Source organism: Nonomuraea purpurea (assembly GCF_042650645.1).
Taxonomy (GTDB): Bacteria; Actinomycetota; Actinomycetes; order Streptosporangiales; family Streptosporangiaceae; genus Nonomuraea; species Nonomuraea purpurea.
Genome location: NZ_JBHSBI010000006.1, coordinates 281600 through 298949 on the forward strand (window position 1 = coordinate 281600; position 17350 = coordinate 298949).

A 17350-nucleotide genomic window follows, 5' to 3' on the forward strand; every position below is an offset into this window, starting at 1 on the left:
GATCCATGACCTCCACGACCGTCGCGCCCCCGACGAAGAGCAAGCTGGGCAGGGCGCTCAAAGGACCGCTGTCGGGCCGGGCGGCCTTCCCGCTGGTGTGCCTGGCCGTGTGGCTGCTGAGCATCGAACTCGTCGCCTCCATCTGGCCGTTCGCGGTGGACGTCCTGCCCACGCCCTGGCAGGTCGCGGGCTTCATGTGGGACGAGATCACCGGCCAGACGCTCGCCCCGAACAACGTGTACGCGACCTTCCTGATCTCGCTGCAGCGCCTCGGCATCGGCATGGTGTTCGCGATGCTGATCGGCGCTGCGATCGGCCTGGCGATGGGGTTGTCGAAGTCGGTCAACGCCTTCTTCAACGACTGGGTGGTGGCCGTCCTGGCGATGCCGAACCTGGCCTGGGCGCTGTTCTGCAGCCTGGCCTTCGGGTTCGGCGACATCGGCCCGATCGTGACCGTGGTGCTGACCGGCGTCCCCTACGTGATCATCAACGTGCGTGAGGGCGTCCGCAACGCGCCGACCGACCTGTACGACATGGCCCGCGCGTTCGGCGTCCCGCGCGAGCGGACGATCCGGCACGTGCTGATCCCGTCCCTGATGCCCTTCCTGTTCGCGGCCGGCCGTTACGCCTTCGCGCTGGGCTGGAAGGGCCTGGTGGTCGCCGAGGTCTTCGGCGGCCAGGACGGCGCCGGCTGGACGATCAAGTTCTGGTACGACGCCCACCGCGCCTACGGCGTCATCGGGTACGCGCTGCTGTTCGTCGTCTTCGCCCTCGTCTTCGAGAAGTTCCTGTTCGACCGGCTGTCGCGGCGCTTCTTCAGGTGGCGTCCCGACGCGAACGGCGGCGACGTCGCCGAGGAACCGCTCGACCCCAAGCAGAGCGCCAAGGAGCAGAGGAGTACCCGGCATGGCTGACATCAAGATCGTGAACCTGCACAAGGAGTTCGGCGCGGGCGCGGACAAGGTGGTCGCCCTCGACGATGTGAACCTGGAACTGGGCGGGCACGTCTTCGTGTCGGTCGTCGGCGCCTCAGGCTGCGGCAAGTCGACCCTGCTGAACATCCTGAGCGGCATCGAGACGCCCACCAACGGCCAGGTCTCGATCACCCAGGACGGCCGGCCCGCCCGCGCCGGCTACGTGTTCCAGGCCGCCCGTCTGCTGCCCTGGCGGACCGTGATGGACAACCTGCTGTTCGTGCAGAACGACCGATCGGCGCAGACCAGGGCGCGCTGCCAGAAATATCTGGACATGGTGCAGCTCGGCGACAAGGCGCACAAGTTCCCCAGCGAGCTGTCCGGCGGCATGCAGCAGCGGGTCGGCATCGCGCGGGCCTTCTCCACCGAGCCCGACGTGCTGTTCATGGACGAGCCGTTCAGCCACCTGGACGCCATCACGGCCAGGACCCTGCGCGCGGAGCTGCACACCATGTGGCAGGAGACCGGCAAGACCGTCGTCTTCGTGACGCACGACGTCGCCGAGGCGGTGGAGCTGTCCAACCGCATCCTGGTCTTCGCCAAGGGAGGCCGCCTCGCCGAGGACGTGCCCGTGGGCCTGCCCTTCCCCAGGGAGGCGGCCGACTCCGAGGTGGCGCTGACCAAGGCCGAGGTGTTCAGGACCTTCGAGCGCATCGGGGCCCTGGCCGTGCGCTGATCACACGGCGCGGTTGGCCAGGGTGCCGATCCCGTCGACGGAGATCTCGACCAGGTCGCCGGGGGCGAGGTAGCGCGGAGGGTCGAACCCGATGCCGACGCCCGCCGGCGTCCCGGTCGCGATCACGTCACCCGGCTCCAGGGCCACCGCCGCCGAGATCGCCTCGATCAGCACGGGGATGGGGAAGATCAGGTCCGTGAGCGGCGCCTGCTGGCGCAGTTCGCCGTTCACGCGGGTGCGCACGGAAACGCCCGCCAGGTCGCCGAGCTCGTCGCGGGTGACCAGGCACGGGCCGATCGGGCAGTAGGTGGCGGCGCTCTTGCCGATGAAGAACTGCACGTGCCGCTTCTGCAGCTCGCGAACGGTCAGGTCATTGACGATCGTGTAGCCGTACACGTGCCGCCACGCCTGCTCCGCCGGGATCCGGACGCCGCCCTCGCCGATGACGACCGCCAGTTCGCCCTCGTAGTCGGTGGTCCCGGTGGCGTCGGCGGAGACCTCGACGTCCTGACCCGGGCCGACGATCGAGGAGCGGGCCTTGGTGAACACGACCGGATGGTCGGGCACGACCTGGCGCTGCGAGGCGTCGAACCCGCTGCCGGCGAACTCGCTGGCATGGTCGAGGTAGTTCTTCCCGACGCACATGACGTTGCTGGGCGGGCGGATCGGCGCCAGCAGGGTGACGCCGGAGGCCGGGAGCGCCGCGGAGGAGGCCACGAGCGCGACGGCCCTGCCGAGCCCGGCGGCGCCCATCGCGACGAATTCCGCCATCGTCGCGGGCAGCCCGGGATCGGCGGCGAAATCGACCACGTCACCGTTTTCGAGCAGCGCGCCGATACCCGTTCGCGGGCCGGTCTCAAAAGTCACGAGTTTCATCGTTCTCCTCTTTCTCGGAGGCGTCGGGAAATTTTCTTGGAGGCGTTGGGAAATGCCGTGGCGGGCCGCCTCGGCATTCAGTGCGGAAATGACGGCGGGCGCTATCGGGACGCCGAGCCTGGTGTTCTCCGCGCGCAGCCGGGCGGCCTCGTCGCCGGGCAGCCGCAGCGGGTCGCCGCAGGCGGGCTCGCGCAGGTCGTCCAGGTGCCTGACCACGTCGGCGAGCACCGGCTCCAGGGGGCGGAACACGTCGGCGCGCAGGGCGATGAGGAGTTGCCCGGTGTTGGTCGGCGTGACCAGGTCCGCCCGGTGGTCCACGACGTCGCCGCCGAACGCGGCGCCGTTGAGCACGCCCGCCAGCAGCCCGATGGCGATGGTCAGCCCCGACCCCTTGTGGCCGCCGATCGGCAGCAGGAATCCCTCCTCCGCGCGGTCGGGGTCGGTGATCGGCCGCCCGTGCCGGTCGGCGACCCAGCCGACCGGCATCGGCTCGCCGCGCTGCCTGGCGACCTTGATCGCGCCGTGCGAGGCGGCCGTCGTGGCGATGTCCAGCACGAACGACCGGCCGGGCGCGGCCGGGATCGCGATCGACAGCGGATTGGGGCCGAGCACCGGGGACGTTCCGCCCCACGGCGGCATCCCGCCCGCGTTGGCGACCGCCAGGTACACGCCCGCCATGCCCGCCTGCGCGGCCATCTCGGTGTACAGCGCGCCAGGTAGGGCGCGACGCGGATCAGGCCGTGGCCCGACCGGCCGCGCAGATCGGCCTCGGCCAGCCGGCGGGCGGTCACGAGCGCGTGCTCGCCGGAGATTCCCGCAGCGCCGAACAATTGCGCGGAAAATGCGATGAGCTCGTCAAATGAATAGCGCATTGGATATCCTGTCGGTATGACCGGTGAATGGTGGCCTGAATTGGCGCCCAGAATCGAGCCGACCGCTTCCGAAAAACCCGCCTACCGTGTCGTGGACGTCCACACGCATCTTTCCGTCCCGGCCGGCGAGGCGATCGCGAAACCCTTCTTCAAACCCGAGTACGAACCCCGCATCCGCTACTCCTCCGCCGAGACGCTGCGCTACAACCGGGAGTACCGCGCCAGCGCCCGGCAGAGCGGCCAGTTCGAGGACGCCGAGGTGCGGCTGGCCGACATGGACCGCCAGGGCGTCGACCTGCAGGTGCTCTCGGTACCGCCGACCGAGTACTTCTACTGGCTGGACGAGCGCGAGGCGCTCAAGGCGTGCCGGGTCCAGCACGAACGCTTCGCCGAGGTCGTCGCCCGCCACCCGGGACGCTTCGCCGCGCTGGCCAACCTGCCGATGAACCACCCGGCCCTGGCGGTCGAGGTGCTGCGGGAGGCGCACGAGGAGTTCGGGTTCAACGGGTTCGAGCTGAGCGCCGACGTCCTCGGGCTCGACCTCGACGACCGGCGCTTCGACGTGGTGTGGGAGGCCGCCGCCGAACTGGAGATGGTGGCCGTCATGCATCCGCAGGGGTTCACCCACGGCCAGCGGATGAGCGACTACTACCTGGTCAACGTCATGTGCATGCCGCTGGCGTCCACGCTGGCCACCACCAGGATGATCCTCGGCGGCGTGTGGCGGCGGCACCCCGGCCTGCGCATGATCGTCGTCCACGGCGGCGGCTACCTCCCCTTCTACTACGCGCGTACCGACCACGCCTACGAGGTCCGTCCCGAGCTGCGCGAACACATCGACCGCAGGCCCAGCGACTACCTGCGCGAGCTGTACTTCGACAGCAACGTCTTCGACCCGGGCATGCTGCGCCACCTGGTGTCGGAGTTCGGCGCCGAGCACGTGCTGCTCGGCACCGACTACCCGTTCGACATGGGCACCGTCGACCCGCTCGGCTTCGTCGAACGGGCCGGGCTCGACGACGCCGAACGGCGGCTCGTGCTCGGTGGCAACGCCGCCCGGCTGCTCAGGCTCGACCGACCATGAGCGGCCGAGGGCTCAGGATTGACCGGCTTTGAGCGCCATCGCGTAGGACTCAGGAGTCAGGGGCAGGCCGACGGCCTCGCCCCGCTCCGCCGACAGGTCGGCGGCCAGGTAGACCTCCATCGTCGTGCGGGCCAGCCGAGGGTCCACCATGACGGGACGGTCGTGGGCGACGGCCTCCAGGAAATGGGTGGTCTCCCGCTCCATCGGCCCCGCGTACGTCGCGCCGACGTACTCGCCCGGCATGGTCGACAGCGGGAAGTGCACCCCGTCGGCCACCGTGTTGAGCACGATGTCGCGGTGGCTGGCGTCCGCCAGGACGGCGCCGTCGGTGCCCAGCACCTCCATCCAGGTGGTCGACTGGTTCGGGTAGCCCGGCGGCAGCGACATGCCGGCGCCGACGGTGACCACCGTCCCGTCGTCCATGGTGACCAGCAGGTACTGCGTGTCGGGCGAGCCGTGCGTCTGGCGGCGGACGCCCCACGCGTTCTGCGAGTAGACGCGGACCGGCCGCCGCGGGCTCAGGCACCAGAAGGCGAAGTCGAGGTCGTGGGTGGCCTCCATGGCCGCCGGTGACAACCTCGTCCGCGAGCTGATCTTCGCGCCGAGCGACCTGGTGATGTGCCGGCTGATCAGGATGCTGGTGACCGTGCCGAGGGTGCCGTCGTCGATCGCCCGCTTGATCAGGGACTGCTTGGCGTTGAAGCGCTGCGAGTAGCCGATCGTGAACTTCAGGTTCCGCGCCTCGGCCAGCGCGATCAGCTCGTCGGCCTCCTCCAGCGTCAGCGCCATCGGCTTCTCCAGCAGGACGTGCTTGCCCGCCTCCAGCGCCGCCTTGGCCATCGGGTGGTGCAGCGTCTCCGGCGTGGCCGACACCATGATCGCGCCGACCCGGTCGTCGGCGACCAGTTCCTCCCAGTCGGTGGTCGCCACGTCCGCGCCGGTCAGCCCGGCCACCTCGGCCAGCCGGTCGGTGTCGATCTCGGCCAGGTGCAGCTCGTCCACCAGCGCGCTGCGCGCCGCGGCCACGGCCCTGATCCCGCCGCACCAGCCGGTGCCGATCACACCGACGACAAGTCCCTTCATCATGCTTCCTCTCTCAGGCCGGCGCGCAGTTCCTCGGGGCTGATCGGCAGCGGGACGGGCTTGCCCCGGCTCGCCGACAGGTCCATGGCCATCGTGTTGAGCAGGTTGGCGTGGGCCTCCCGCGCGGTCGCGTGCGGCGTGGCCACCCCCTTCGTCAGCCGGGCGAACCAGGACATGGTCTCCTCCCGCATCGGTCCCCACAGCAGCCCGTCCGACAGGTCGCCCGGCGGGTAGCTGCCCACGAAGTCGACGTGCCGGGTGGCCGGGGCCTCGAAGCCCCGGCTGCGGTAGCCGGCGGGCTGGCCCTGCTCGGAGGCGACGATCACGTCACGATGGGTGTCCTCGATGTCGATCACGCCGGTCGAGCCGACGATCCCGATCTCCAGCCCGTACACCGAGCCCGGCCAGATCGCCGGCAGGGCCCAGTTGATGTTCATGCTGAACAGGGTGCCGTCGTCCATCGTGAAGATGCCGAACGTGCCGTCCTTCGTGCCCGAGGGCCCGAGCACGACGTCGGTGGACCTGGCATACACCTCGACCGGGGTCCTGCCCTCCAGCAGCCACATGCTCATGTCGAGGCTGTGCGTGCCCGAGACCACCATCGGCGTGAGGTTGGTGGTGTCGGAGACCTTGCGCAGCGTGGCGTCGGGGACCATGCGGTTCATGAAGGCGCGGGTGACCACCGAGGTGACCCGGCCGATCTGCCCGTCCCGCAGCCGCTGCTTGACGGCCAGGAAACGGCGGCGGAAGCGCTGGGTGTAGCCGACCACCGCGTCCACGCCGTTGCGCTCGATCTCGGCCAGCACCATGGCCGACTCGACCGGGTCGGTGGCCAGCGGCTTCTCGATGAACAGCGGGTGCCCGTGCCCGGCCGCCTCCATGATCGGGGCGACGTGCCGGCTCTCGTCGGTGGCCACGATCACCGCGCTGACCTCGGGCCTGCGCAGCAACTCGGCCGCGTCGGCGGTGACGAAGTCGGCGCGCGTGTCCTCGGCCAGCTCCTTCAGCGTCGTGGGGTCGATGTCGCACAGGCCGAGCCAGGCGACGCCCGGGTACTCGCGGGCCAGGACGGCGCGAATCCGGCCGACCGTGCCGCATCCGACGACGGCCAGGCCGATCCCGTTCTCCTGCATGCGGGTTCTCTCTTTCTGGTCTGGTCGAGCGGCTCGCCCGGGGTGCTCAGGCGAGCCCGAGAAGCCGGGCGGCGTTGCCGCCGGCGATCAGGTCGATCTGCCGCTGGTCGAGGCCGGGCGTCGCGCCGATCAGCGTGAGCGGGTCGTCGTCGCCCATGTCGTAGGGGTAGTCGGTGCCGAGCAGGACGTGCTCGGCACCGTAACGCTCGACCAGGTACGCGAGCTGGTCCGGCGCGAACACCATCGTGTCGAAATAGAACCTGCGCAGGTAGTCGGTGGGCAGGGCGGGGACGCCCTCGGCGACGTCCGCGCGGGCCCGCCAGCCGTGGTCGATGCGCCCGGCGTAGGCGGGCAGGTAGCCGCCGCCGTGCACCACCACGATCTTCAGGCCGGGATGACGCTCCATCACGCCGTCGAAGATCAGGTGGGCGGTGGCCAGGGTCGCCTCGAAGGCGTGCCCGATGATGTTGACGAAGTTGTGGTCCTGCAGGCGCTGCGGGTGCGTGCTGCCCTGGGTGTGGATCACCACGACGCTGCCCAGGCGCTCGGCCTCGGCCCAGAACGGCTCCAGCCGGGCGGCCGAGATCTCCTCGCCCTCGACGTGCGTGCCGATCTCGATGCCGCGCATGCCCAGCTCGGTGGCCAGGTAGCGCAGCTCCGCCACGGCGGCCTCGGTGTCCTGCAGCGGGACCGTGCCCAGCGGCAGGAACCGCCCCGTGTGCTTGGCCGTGGCCTCGACCAGCTCCTCGTTGACGAGCCTGGCGACCTTCGCACCGAGCTCCGCCTCGGCCCAGTAGGAGTACTGGTATACCGCGACCGCGACGGCTTGGACGTCCACGCCCATCCGGTCCATGTCGGCGATCCGGACGTCGAGCAGGTCCATCTTCGGCCGGATGGCGGCGAGCTGGCGCTCGTTCACGGCCCGCGTGGTGGCGTTGCCGTGGCCGAGCGCCACCTTGCCCGCGGCCGTCGCGGCGTCCTTCATCAGGTCGGCGGCCGGGCCGCATTCCCGGTGGCAGTGGATGTCGATGACCGGTCCGTCGCCGCGGCGCGCCCTCGTCATGGGTGGTGGGTCCTTCCGTCGCTCGTCCAGCCGTGCTGGTGCCGACGGTATGGATCCGGGCGGGTCAGGACAATGTGGGTTTCCGGCAATCTGGCCGGTCAAAGATGCCGGACCACGCGGTCCGGCCCGGAATCGACGCGGGACGTCGGTCTTGATCGATAGTGTGCGGCGATGAGCGAAGTGTTCCCTCGTCATGTGCTGTGTGTGCTCGGCTCCGGGCTGGATCTCTCCGAGATGGAGCGGATCGCTGCCGACTTCGGTTTCGCCCTCGACCACGAGAACTCCTCGGCCGAGCCCGACCCGAGGATGACCGAGGCGTTCGAGGCCACCATGGCGCGGGCCTCGTTCGACGAGGCGGACCGGGCCGCGGTGGAGTCCCACGACACCGTCGGCTACCTGCTGGGCGCGCCGATGATGCGGGAGCTGGCGGCCAGCACCTCGCGGCGGCTGCTGGCCGCGACGGCCACCCTGTTGCGCTCGGGCGCCGCGGCGGTGAAGAACGAGAGCAGCGGGATCGCGCACGGCCGGGAGCGCTGGCTCGCGCTGGCCGACCGCGCCGCCGACGCCAAGCGCGAGGACCTGGCCGACGCGCTCGCCTCCGCCTGGGTGACGCGGCCGATCTACGACGGCGAGGTGCTCACCAGTTGCGGCATGCACCTGCTCGGCGCGCCCGAGGTGGAGATCGAGGTCGGCGCGGAGCCCCCGGCGGGGGACGAACTGCTTGAGCTGGTCGAGCACCTGGACGTGCTGGCGATCTACCTGCTGACCGACCCGCGCGGGCCGGAGGTCGAGGACGGTGACGGCTTCAGGATCACCGAGGACGCGCCTCGCCGGCTGCTGCGCACCGGCGCGTGCGAGGGCTACGACGAGGACGACCTGTTCTTCAACCCGTACGGATACGTCCGGCTGACCCACCCCGAGTGACGGTCACCGGCACAGGGCGGTGTCCATCGCGTCGTTCACGTGCTGCGTCGCGGCGTCGGTGGCCGACTGCGCCGTGACCGCGACGGTGGCGGCCCTGCCGTCCTCCGTCACCCCGTTGCGGGTCTCGTGACCGACGATGTCTCCGGTGTGCCCCCAGGCGACGCCGCCGCAGCTCAGCGGCATCTTCATCAGGCCCAGCCCGTACTCCCAGCCGGCCGGCGCGCCGGCGGGCCGCACCGTCCGCTTCATCTGCGCCAACTGCTCCGGCTTGAGCAGTCTGCCGCCCATCAGCGCGCCGGTGAACCGGTTGAGGTCGCTCGGGGTGGCGATGAGGTGCCCGCCACCCCACGCCCGCGACGGGTCCTGGTCGGTGATGTCCACCAGCGGGCCGCCCGGCTTCACCGAGCCGTACGCGCGCGGGTGACGGCCGCGGATCGTCGTCTCCCCCTTCGCCGGCGAGTAGGTGTGGCGCAGCCCGATCGGCTTGATGATCCGGTCGTTGAGCTCGTCGCTCAGCGGGCGGCCCGTGACCTTCTCGACGAGCAGGCCGGCCAGCACGTAGTTGGTGTTGCTGTACTCCCAGCTCGTGCCCGGCGCGAACGACGCCTCGTGCGCGAAGGCTATGTCCAGCAGGTCCTGGGGCGAGCGGTGGACGTCGCGGGTTTCGAAGATGCTCGGCAGCCACCGGCCGTAGTTCGGCAGGCCGCTGGTGTGCTGGAGGAGCTGCCGTACCGTGATCTCGCGGCCGTCGATGCCCTTGCCCCGCACCACCCTCGGCAGGTACGTCTCGATCGGCTCGTCCAGCCCGACCTTGCCCTCACCGACGAGCTGCAGCACCACCACTGCGGTGAACATCTTGGTGTTGCTCGCGACCCGTACCCGCCCGTCGACCGGGACCTTCGCCTTCGTCTTCAGGTCGCCGACCCCGGCGGTGTAGTGCCGCGTCCGGCCCTTGGCGTCCCGCACAGCGGCCAGCGCCGCCGGGAACCCGTCCTTGGCCACCAGCCCGTCCAGTTCCTTCTGCACGGCATCCGGCCTGTGGGCGCCGTCGCCCGCGGCCGCGACGGCGGGCGTCCCCGCGACGAGCAACCCGGCGGTCAGGGCCGCGGCGGCCAGGGCTCGCACGCGCCGGGAGAAGGTAGGCGACATAGGGAAACACTCCTGTTGGTGAGGGGGATCCGTTTCGGACGGTCACCAAGCGTGCCTGCGGACGGCGTCCTTGATCGATCCCGCGCACCGGCGTATTCCGGGTACGGCTGGCCCTACCCCGGGGCGACGGCTGGCAGGAGATGCGGCCTGGCACCACAACTTGATCCACTTTTTTGTCATACGCGTTGACAAGACCCTTATTTCCGGCTGATGCTTTTCCTCGCTGCACGCCCATTTTTTGACCATCGCGCCCAATATTTGGGCATCTGGGGAGAAGTCCGCACCGTGTTCGCGATTCATCGCCTGAAACCCGACCTCGGACTCGACCCAGCCGTTTCAAAACGCCCCTCGGAGGGCGGCGCAGGACCGGAAGCCTTCGACGACAGGGACATAACGCAATGCCTCACAGGCGCGCTGACCTGCCATTTACCGCCGATCCCAGCGAGCTCGCCGTGAATGTCGTCACCGACCTCACGAGCCGGCTGCTCTCCCGCTGGTGCGATCTGCCCTGTTCGCCGCTGGCGTCATCCGTCGCCCGCCGCTGGGTGTCGGCGATGCTCGCCTCCTGGGACCTGCCCCTCTCTCCCGCCCAGGACGCGACGATCGCCGAGCTGACGTCCGAGCTGGTCACGAACGCGGTCCAGCACGCGGCTCCACCCTCTCGCGGGTCCTCCGCCATTAGGATCAACGTACGTGTGGGGGGCGCCACGATCTGGCTGGCGGTGTGCGACCACGATCCGACCCTCCCCGCGCCGCGAACTCCCGACTTCCTCGCCGAAAGCGGGCGCGGGCTGTTCCTGGTGGAGGCGCAGGCCGACCGGTGGGGCGCGGTCAAGCACGATAACGGCAAGTACGTCTGGTTCAGCCTGGAATGCCGCAGCGGCACCCGGTACGGGAGCGAGACGCCGCCTCACACGGCGTCCGTGTCCGGGGCCACGAACACTAAGGAGAATCTGCCATGTCCCCCGTTGCCCTTCCCCACGACGTCATCGGCTCCGGGCCGCACGGCGTGATCGTGCTGCACGGCTGGTTCGGAGACCGCGACTCCTTCAGGAAGATCAAGCCCTACCTGGACGGCGGCGCCTTCACCTACGCCCTGCCCGACTACCGAGGCTACGGCCAGGCCCTCGACCTCACCGGCGACTACACCCTCGCCGAGATCTCCGCGGACGTGATCGCGCTCGCCGACAAGCTCGGCTGGGAGACCTTCTCCCTGGTCGGTCACTCGATGGGTGGAACGGCGATGCAGCGGGTGATGCTGGACGCCCCCGGCCGGGTCCGCAAGCTCGTCGGGATCTCCCCGGTCCCGGCTTCCGGCGTGCCGTTCGACGACGACAGCTGGGCGCTGTTCGCCGGCGCCGCCCAGGAACCCGGCAACCGGCGCGCGATCATCGATCTCACCACCGGCAACCGGCTTCCCGGCGCCTGGCTCGACGAGATGGTGGACGCCTCGCTGCTCAGGTCCACCGAGACCGCCTTCCGCGCCTACCTGGACGCCTGGGCCCGCACCGACTTCCACACCGAGGTCGCCGGCACGACCACGCCGGTGCTCCTCATCGCCGGCGCGCACGACCCCGCGCTCTCCGCCGACGTCATGCGGGCCACGTGGCTGCAGTGGTACCAGAACGCCGAACTGCTGACATTCGCCGACGCCGGCCACTACGCGATGGACGAGACGCCACTGGCCCTGGTCTCCGCCGTCGAACGTTTCCTGGCCGCCTGATCGATCTCTTGAAGGGGGGCGCCCGGTGACCGACATGAGTACGACGGCCAACGTGTTCGACCCGCGTGTCTACGCACAGGGCATCCCGCACGAGACGTACCGCAGGCTGCGTGACCGCGACCCCGTGCACTGGCAGGAGGAGCACAAGGTCGGCGACTGGCCCGCGGGGCCCGGGTTCTGGGCGGTGACCCGCCACGCGGACGTCGTCCGCGTCCTTCGCACGCCCTCCGAGTACAGCTCATGGCTCGGCGCCACCCAGATCCGCGACCCCGACCCCGCCGACCTGTCGTTCATCCGGCGGATGATGCTCAACCTCGATCCGCCGGACCACGGCAGGCTCCGGCGGATCGTCTCCGGCGTGTTCACCACCAGGCGCATCGAACGCTTCAGCGCCGGCATCGCGGCACGGGCGCGGCTGCTCGTCGACGAGATCGCCGAACGAGGAGAGTGCGACCTGCCGGTGGACGTGACCGACGACTACCCGATCCACAACCTCGCGGATCTCCTCGGCATCCCGTCCACCGACCGCGGCCAGATCCTGGAGTGGACCAACCGCGTGATCGGCTACCAGGATCCCGACCACGCCAACCTCGTCCTCGGCCCGGACGGCAAGCCGGTCAACCCGCGATCCCCGGCCATGCTCACCGACATGTTCGAGTACGCCCACTCGCTGGCCGCCGACAAACGCCGCAACCCGGCGGACGACCTCATGACCGCCCTCGCCACGGCCGAGGTCGACGGGCAGCGCCTGACCGACCCCGAACTGTCGATGTTCTTCTTCCTCCTGGTCATCGCGGGCAACGACACCGTGCGTTCGGCCCTGCCCGGCGGGATGGTCGCCCTGCTCGACCACCCCGACCAGCATCGCCGGCTGCTCGACCGGCCCGAGCTGCTCGACTCGGCCATCGACGAGATGTTGCGCTGGCATCCCCCCGTCCTCAGCTTCCGCCGCACCGCCGTCCGCGACACCGTCCTGGCCGAGCGGCGCATCGCCGCGGGCGACAAGGTCGTCGTCTTCCACGGTGCGGCCAACTTCGACGAGCGGCGCTTCCCCGACCCGATGCGTTTCGACATCGCGCGCCGCCCCAACGACCACGTCTCGTTCGGGGACGGGCCGCACGTGTGCCTCGGCTCCCGTTTCGCCCGGCTGCAGCTCCACGCGTTCTACCGGGAGCTGCTCTGGCGGCTGCCGGACGTCCGGCTCGCGGGGCCGCCCGTCCGGCTGGTGTCGAACTTCATCGGCGGCGTCAAACACCTGCCCCTGCGCTACACCCCCGTACGCCGCCTGGGCACCGAATGACCCCCGACCAGCCCTCCTCGGCGGGCTCGAAGACGATCGACACCGGCCTGCGCCTCCTGGAGATCCTCAAGGACCATCCGGACGGGTTGACGATCACCGAGCTCGCCCAGTTGGCCGGAATCCATCGCAACGCCGTCTCCCGCCATCTGGTCGCGCTCTGCAGGCACCGGCTGGCCGCCCGGATCGGCACCCGCTTCACCCTCGGCCTCGGCATCGTGGAGCTCAACGCCGCCGTCCAGCACAGGCTCCGCACCGCGGCCGCCGCGGCGCTCCAGCTCCTGGCCGACGCCTGCAACGCCACCGCGTTCATCACGGTGCTCGACATCGACGAGAGCCAGGCGGTCGTGCTCACCGTGTCCGAGCCGCGCGTCTCGCAGATCCACGTCAGCTACCGCGCCGGCACCCGGCATCCCGCGGACCGCGGCGCCTCCGGGATCGCCATCCTGGCCGGCCGCCCGCCACTCCCTGGAGAACGGCCGGAGATCCCCCAGGCCCGCGCCATCGGCTACTCGGTCACCTCGGGTGAGCTGCAGCCGGGGGCCTGGGGCATCGCCGCCCCGATCATCACGGCGGGGCGTCCGGCCGGCGCCAGCGTGGGCGTGGTGACCATCGGGGTGCGGGACGAGAGCGCGATCGCGCCGCTCGTCCTCAGCGCCGCCACCGAGGTCGCGCGCCTCCTCTAGCTTCACGGCTGGTTGAAGGTGACCTCGGGGTTGGCGGGGGTGGGGCCGTCCAGGAGCGGCCGGTTCTCGCCGCGAAGATGCCGGTCGAAGAAGGCGCCCACGTACGCCGTGGTGATCTCGCCCGACCGTTTGCCCGGCAGCGGGGCCGAGGGGTCGGTGATTCCGGCTTGTCCGCCCAGGATCGGCATGTCGATGAAGGTGAAGTGACCCGAGCCTGCGACGGTCAGCCAGCGCTTCCAGCCGTCCAGGCGCTGCCAGGCCAGGCCCCAGGTCGTGTCGGTGGAGCCGGGCGAGTGGCCGTCCTTGGTGCCGAGCATGAGGAAGGGGCGCCCGCCCAGGCCGGACTCCGGAACCGGGGCGAAGAACGTGCCGTCCATGTTGACGCCGGCGCGGACGCGACGGTCGGCGGCCATGACGTCGGCGGCGGCGTTGCCGCCCAGGGAGTGGCCGGCGGCGCCGATACGCTTCTGGTCGATCATCTTCCAGCGTCGGGTCAGTTCGTCAATCACGAAGGAGAGGTCGTCTCCCCGGCCGTCGGCGGCCTTGGCCAGCAGTGCCTTCTCCTCCGCGTCGGACGGGGCGCTCTCGATCGTGTCGCAGGCCGTGCAGGTCAGGGTGCGGCCGCCGGGGAAGGTGGTGCCGTACGACTCGTAGGCGTGATCGACGAGCGCAACGACGTAGCCCTTCGACGCCAACTCTTCGGCGAGCGTCGTGAGTGTGGCGCGGTTGAGGGTGAAGCCCGGCGAGAGCACCACCAGGGGGTGCTTGCCGCCGACGGGGCGGGCGCCGACGCGGGCGTTCACGCGGACGGCGGTGAGCCGGCCGGGCTTGACCGCGGTGTCGAGTTTCAGCCCTTTGAGGAGCAGGGTCGCCTCGTCGGTGGTCATGTACTGGGCTGCGCTGCCGCCGCCAGGTGTCGCGGGGTAGTACATCGAGACCATCAACTCCCGGCCGTTCGCCGTGGGGACCCACGGGTCGGGGCGCTTCTTGTCAACAAGATGCAGGGTGTCGCGGCCGACCGCGTAGCGGCCGGTGGGGGCCGGGATCGACAGCGGCCGGCCTTCCTGGTCCGAGGCCGCTGCGGCCGGGGACGGTGTCGTGAGGGCGGTCGCGGACAGGAGCGGCAGTGTCAGGGTGAGGAAGGCGGTCGCGAGTCGACGACGGGTTCTGGTCATGGGCAGGAGCGTAGGAACGGGGTGATGGGGGGCGATACTTCCGAAAGCCCCCTTCGCCCCCTTACTTTCGTCAGGTGCCTGAGGCGGTCACCGGCACAGGGCGGTGTCCATCGCGTCGATCACATGCTGCATGGCCTCCCCGGTGCCGGGGAGCGCCGTGACCGCGACCGTGGCGGCCCGGCCGTCCTCGGTCACCCCGTTGCGGGTCCCGCGCACTGGAGCGTTCGGGTACAGCCAGCCCTACCTCGACGGCGTCAGCTCCAGCCTTTGACGACTTCCACCCGGTAGCGGCCGTCGCCGTCGCGGTGGGCGCCGTGGATGTCGGTGGCCAGGTCGGGGAAGGTCCGGTCGAAGTCCTCCAGAGCCCGCAGGTAGGTCATCAGTGGGCCGTCGGCCGGGCCGGTCGCCTCGCCGGGCATCAGCATGGGGATGCCGGGCGGGGTGACCACGACCGTGGCCGCGGCGATGCGGCCCGGCAGGCCGGCCAGCGGGACGCGCTCGGTGCGGGCCCTGATCATGGCCTGGTAGCAGTCGGCGGGAGTCGTGACCGGCTCGGGCAGGGTGGTGAAGACCTGGTCGAGGAGCTTGCCGACCTCGGAGTCACGCAGTTTCCCGTGGACCAGCGTGCAGAACGTCCGCAGCGAGACCTCGGGCGGCCCGAAGCCCGGCAGCACCTCGGCCAGGGACAGTTCGGCGTCGTAGGCGTTCTTGAAGTCGGTGAGCGCGTCGATCAGCGTCCCCCACTTGCCCTTGGTGATGCCCATGGAGAAGAGCACCAGCAACGTGTGGTCGCCGGTCTTCTCCACCACGATGCCGCGCCGTTCCAGGTAGGCGGCCACGATGCGGGCCGGGATGCCCTGGTCGAGCGTGCCCGTGGCCGCGTCGGCGCCCGGGCAGGTGATCGTCACCTTGACCGGGTCGAGCAGGCAGTACCCCGTGGACATCCCGTCGAAGCCGTGCCAGGCAGCCCCCGGCTCCAGAGTCCAGCACCGGGGCTGCGAGCACAGCAGCGCCGGGTCGGCGTCGGCGAAGGAGACGCTCCGGCCGGTGCGCGGGTCGGTGACCGCAGGGGGCTGCCAGACGCCGAAGAACCAGTCGGGCCGTGTGCCGTCCTCGCGGATGCGGGCGTGCAGGCGCACCATGGCCTGCCGGAACCGGACCGCCTCGACGATCGCCTCCCCGGTGAGGAACGGCCCCGACGGGCCGTCCATCATCGCCGCCGCGACGTCCAGCGAGGCGATCATCGGGTAGAGCGGCGAGGTGGAGGCGTGCATGAGGTAGGTCTCGTTGAACGCGTCGTAGTCGACAGGCGCCCGCTCCGCGGGGCGGACGTGCAGCATCGCGGCCTGCGACAGCGCGGCCAGCAGTTTGTGCGTCGACTGGGTGGCGAACACGGTGGGGCGGCCGGGGCCGGGCAGCGTGCGCTCGTCGATCGCCATGCCGTACCGGCCGGCGTAGAGCGGGTTGAACCGGGCGTAGGCGAACCATGCCTCGTCGAAGTGCAGCCTCGGCACGCTGGCGCCCAGCAACGCGCCGACCCGTACCGCGTCGTAGCACACCCCGTCGTAGGTGGAATTCGTGATCACCGCGTACGACGGATTCTCCGCGGCGAGAGGGTGATCGGCCAGGCGTTCACGGACGGCGTGCGGCTCCAGCGCGGCGGGCGGGATCGGGCCCGCGAGCCCGAGCCCGTTCCTCTCGGGAACGAGGTAGACCGGGCGGGCGCCGCTGATGGCCAGCGCGTGCTGGACCGACTTGTGGCAGTTGCGGTCGACCAGGACGGTGTCGTCGCGGGCGATCGCATGGTGGCCGACGATGCGGTTGGCGGTGGAGTTGCCGTTGACCACGAAGAACGTGCGGTCGGCGCCGAAGACGCGGGCGGCGTTGCGCTCGGCCTCTCCGATCGGTCCTGTGTGGTCGAGCGGCGACCCCAGCTCGGTGACGGAGATGGACAGATCTGTACGCAGCAGGCGCTCACCGAAGAAGTCGAAGAACGCCCGTCCCACCGGCGACTTCAGGAACGCCACGCCCCCGGCGTGCGCCGGGGTGTGCCAGGAGTAGCGATGGTGGTCTTCAAGGCGCCGCAGCGCCCCGAAGAACGGCGGAAGGATCTTCTCGGCGTACTGGTCGGCCGCGTGGGCGATGCGCCCGGCGATGAACTGCGGGGTGTCCTCCAGCGGGAAGACGTAGCCCTGGATCACCTCGTACACCCAGAGCGGGAGTTCCTGGTCCTGTGTCATCAGGAAGACGGGCAGGCCGCGAAACCGCCTGGCCAGCGCGCCCAGCAGCTCTTCCGCGCCCGGCGCGTCCCACGCCGCCAGCACCGCCGCCAGTGAGGCGTCCGACCCGACCACCGCCAGGGCGTCCTCGGCCCGGTGGGTCCAGCGCACCTGGAGCCCGAGCTCGTCCATCGCCGCGCACACGCGGCGGATCTGCTCGGCGAGCGCCGAATCGGCGTCGGGACGTTCGGTGACTGCGGCCAGAACCGTTCGTTCCATGCGGCACTCCTCGGGGGAAGGGGGCTGTCGCCCTCCGCAATAGTAACTTTGGGCAGCCGAAGAGCAACCTTCTGTAATCATTCGGTGGAGGTCTCGCCCGGAGGGGTCCCTTCGTCCGAGCCTGGCTGATTGTCAGT

General features: G+C 70.4%; 17 protein-coding genes. 9 read left to right on the top strand and 8 right to left on the bottom strand.

The genetic code is table 11. The annotated features are described in order from the left end of the window. The first annotated feature begins 5 nt into the window (after window positions 1-5). Window positions 6-914 (top strand): ABC transporter permease, encoded by a 909-nt coding sequence (locus tag ACFOY2_RS14825; protein WP_379528564.1) that lies wholly within the window; start codon window positions 6-8, stop codon window positions 912-914. Then, the gene (locus tag ACFOY2_RS14830) at window positions 907-1650 is read left to right on the top strand and encodes an ABC transporter ATP-binding protein (protein ID WP_379528565.1); all 744 of its coding nucleotides are present in this window, start codon (window positions 907-909) and stop codon (window positions 1648-1650) included. The genes ACFOY2_RS14825 and ACFOY2_RS14830 overlap by 8 nt, the downstream gene beginning before the upstream one ends. Here the strand turns inward: ACFOY2_RS14830 and ACFOY2_RS14835 are convergent, their stop codons facing one another. Continuing rightward, the gene (locus ACFOY2_RS14835; RefSeq protein ID WP_379528689.1) at window positions 1651-3234 is read right to left on the bottom strand and encodes an Ldh family oxidoreductase; all 1584 of its coding nucleotides are present in this window, start codon (window positions 3232-3234) and stop codon (window positions 1651-1653) included. Between the two features lie 32 nt (window positions 3235-3266). Between ACFOY2_RS14835 and ACFOY2_RS14840 the strand changes: the two genes are divergently transcribed. Further along, window positions 3267-3389 (top strand): hypothetical protein, encoded by a 123-nt coding sequence (locus ACFOY2_RS14840; protein WP_379528566.1) that lies wholly within the window; start codon window positions 3267-3269, stop codon window positions 3387-3389. 25 nt (window positions 3390-3414) lie between these two features. Next, window positions 3415-4482 carry an amidohydrolase family protein gene (locus ACFOY2_RS14845; RefSeq protein WP_379528567.1) on the top strand — a complete coding sequence of 356 codons (1068 nt, stop codon included), beginning with the start codon at window positions 3415-3417 and terminating at the stop codon, window positions 4480-4482. Between the two features lie 12 nt (window positions 4483-4494). Here ACFOY2_RS14845 and ACFOY2_RS14850 read toward each other — a convergent pair whose 3' ends face one another. The 3 genes from ACFOY2_RS14850 to ACFOY2_RS14860 are packed head-to-tail and all read right to left on the bottom strand — an operon-like array spanning window position 4495 to window position 7761. Next, the gene (locus ACFOY2_RS14850) at window positions 4495-5568 is read right to left on the bottom strand and encodes a Gfo/Idh/MocA family protein (protein ID WP_379528568.1); all 1074 of its coding nucleotides are present in this window, start codon (window positions 5566-5568) and stop codon (window positions 4495-4497) included. Beyond that, a complete protein-coding gene (locus ACFOY2_RS14855) occupies window positions 5565-6698 on the bottom strand; it encodes a Gfo/Idh/MocA family protein (RefSeq protein ID WP_379528569.1) in 1134 nt (377 codons plus the stop codon). The genes ACFOY2_RS14850 and ACFOY2_RS14855 overlap by 4 nt, the downstream gene beginning before the upstream one ends. A gap of 46 nt (window positions 6699-6744) precedes the next feature. After that, window positions 6745-7761 carry an amidohydrolase family protein gene (locus tag ACFOY2_RS14860; RefSeq protein WP_379528570.1) on the bottom strand — a complete coding sequence of 339 codons (1017 nt, stop codon included), beginning with the start codon at window positions 7759-7761 and terminating at the stop codon, window positions 6745-6747. Between the two features lie 171 nt (window positions 7762-7932). Here ACFOY2_RS14860 and ACFOY2_RS14865 point away from each other — a divergent pair, with 171 nt between their 5' ends. Beyond that, entirely contained in the window at window positions 7933-8685 is a 753-nt protein-coding gene (locus ACFOY2_RS14865) for a hypothetical protein (protein ID WP_379528571.1), read from the top strand. A 3-nt stretch (window positions 8686-8688) separates the two neighbouring features. Here ACFOY2_RS14865 and ACFOY2_RS14870 read toward each other — a convergent pair whose 3' ends face one another. Continuing rightward, the gene (locus tag ACFOY2_RS14870) at window positions 8689-9834 is read right to left on the bottom strand and encodes a serine hydrolase domain-containing protein (RefSeq protein WP_379528572.1); all 1146 of its coding nucleotides are present in this window, start codon (window positions 9832-9834) and stop codon (window positions 8689-8691) included. Between the two features lie 452 nt (window positions 9835-10286). On the opposite strand from ACFOY2_RS14870, the gene ACFOY2_RS14875 reads away from it, so the two are divergent. The 4 genes from ACFOY2_RS14875 to ACFOY2_RS14890 are packed head-to-tail and all read left to right on the top strand — an operon-like array spanning window position 10287 to window position 13540. Then, a complete protein-coding gene (locus ACFOY2_RS14875) occupies window positions 10287-10847 on the top strand; it encodes an ATP-binding protein (protein WP_379528573.1) in 561 nt (186 codons plus the stop codon). Continuing rightward, window positions 10793-11557: an alpha/beta fold hydrolase gene (locus ACFOY2_RS14880; protein WP_379528574.1), complete on the top strand. Its 765-nt coding sequence runs from the start codon at window positions 10793-10795 to the stop codon at window positions 11555-11557. The genes ACFOY2_RS14875 and ACFOY2_RS14880 overlap by 55 nt, the downstream gene beginning before the upstream one ends. Before the next feature lie 34 nt (window positions 11558-11591). Next, complete coding sequence (locus ACFOY2_RS14885; RefSeq protein WP_379528690.1) at window positions 11592-12857, top strand: cytochrome P450; 1266 nt, start codon at window positions 11592-11594, stop codon at window positions 12855-12857. Then, complete coding sequence (locus ACFOY2_RS14890) at window positions 12854-13540, top strand: IclR family transcriptional regulator (RefSeq protein ID WP_379528575.1); 687 nt, start codon at window positions 12854-12856, stop codon at window positions 13538-13540. The genes ACFOY2_RS14885 and ACFOY2_RS14890 overlap by 4 nt, the downstream gene beginning before the upstream one ends. Window positions 13541-13542: 2 nt before the next feature. On the opposite strand, the gene ACFOY2_RS14895 is transcribed toward ACFOY2_RS14890, so the two are convergent. The 3 genes from ACFOY2_RS14895 to ACFOY2_RS14905 form a co-directional block, all read right to left on the bottom strand. Beyond that, complete coding sequence (locus ACFOY2_RS14895; RefSeq protein ID WP_379528576.1) at window positions 13543-14715, bottom strand: alpha/beta hydrolase family protein; 1173 nt, start codon at window positions 14713-14715, stop codon at window positions 13543-13545. 87 nt (window positions 14716-14802) lie between these two features. Further along, complete coding sequence (locus ACFOY2_RS14900; RefSeq protein ID WP_379528577.1) at window positions 14803-14931, bottom strand: hypothetical protein; 129 nt, start codon at window positions 14929-14931, stop codon at window positions 14803-14805. A gap of 38 nt (window positions 14932-14969) precedes the next feature. Then, window positions 14970-17213: an Orn/Lys/Arg family decarboxylase gene (locus ACFOY2_RS14905; protein ID WP_379528578.1), complete on the bottom strand. Its 2244-nt coding sequence runs from the start codon at window positions 17211-17213 to the stop codon at window positions 14970-14972. Window positions 17214-17350 lie beyond the last annotated feature (137 nt).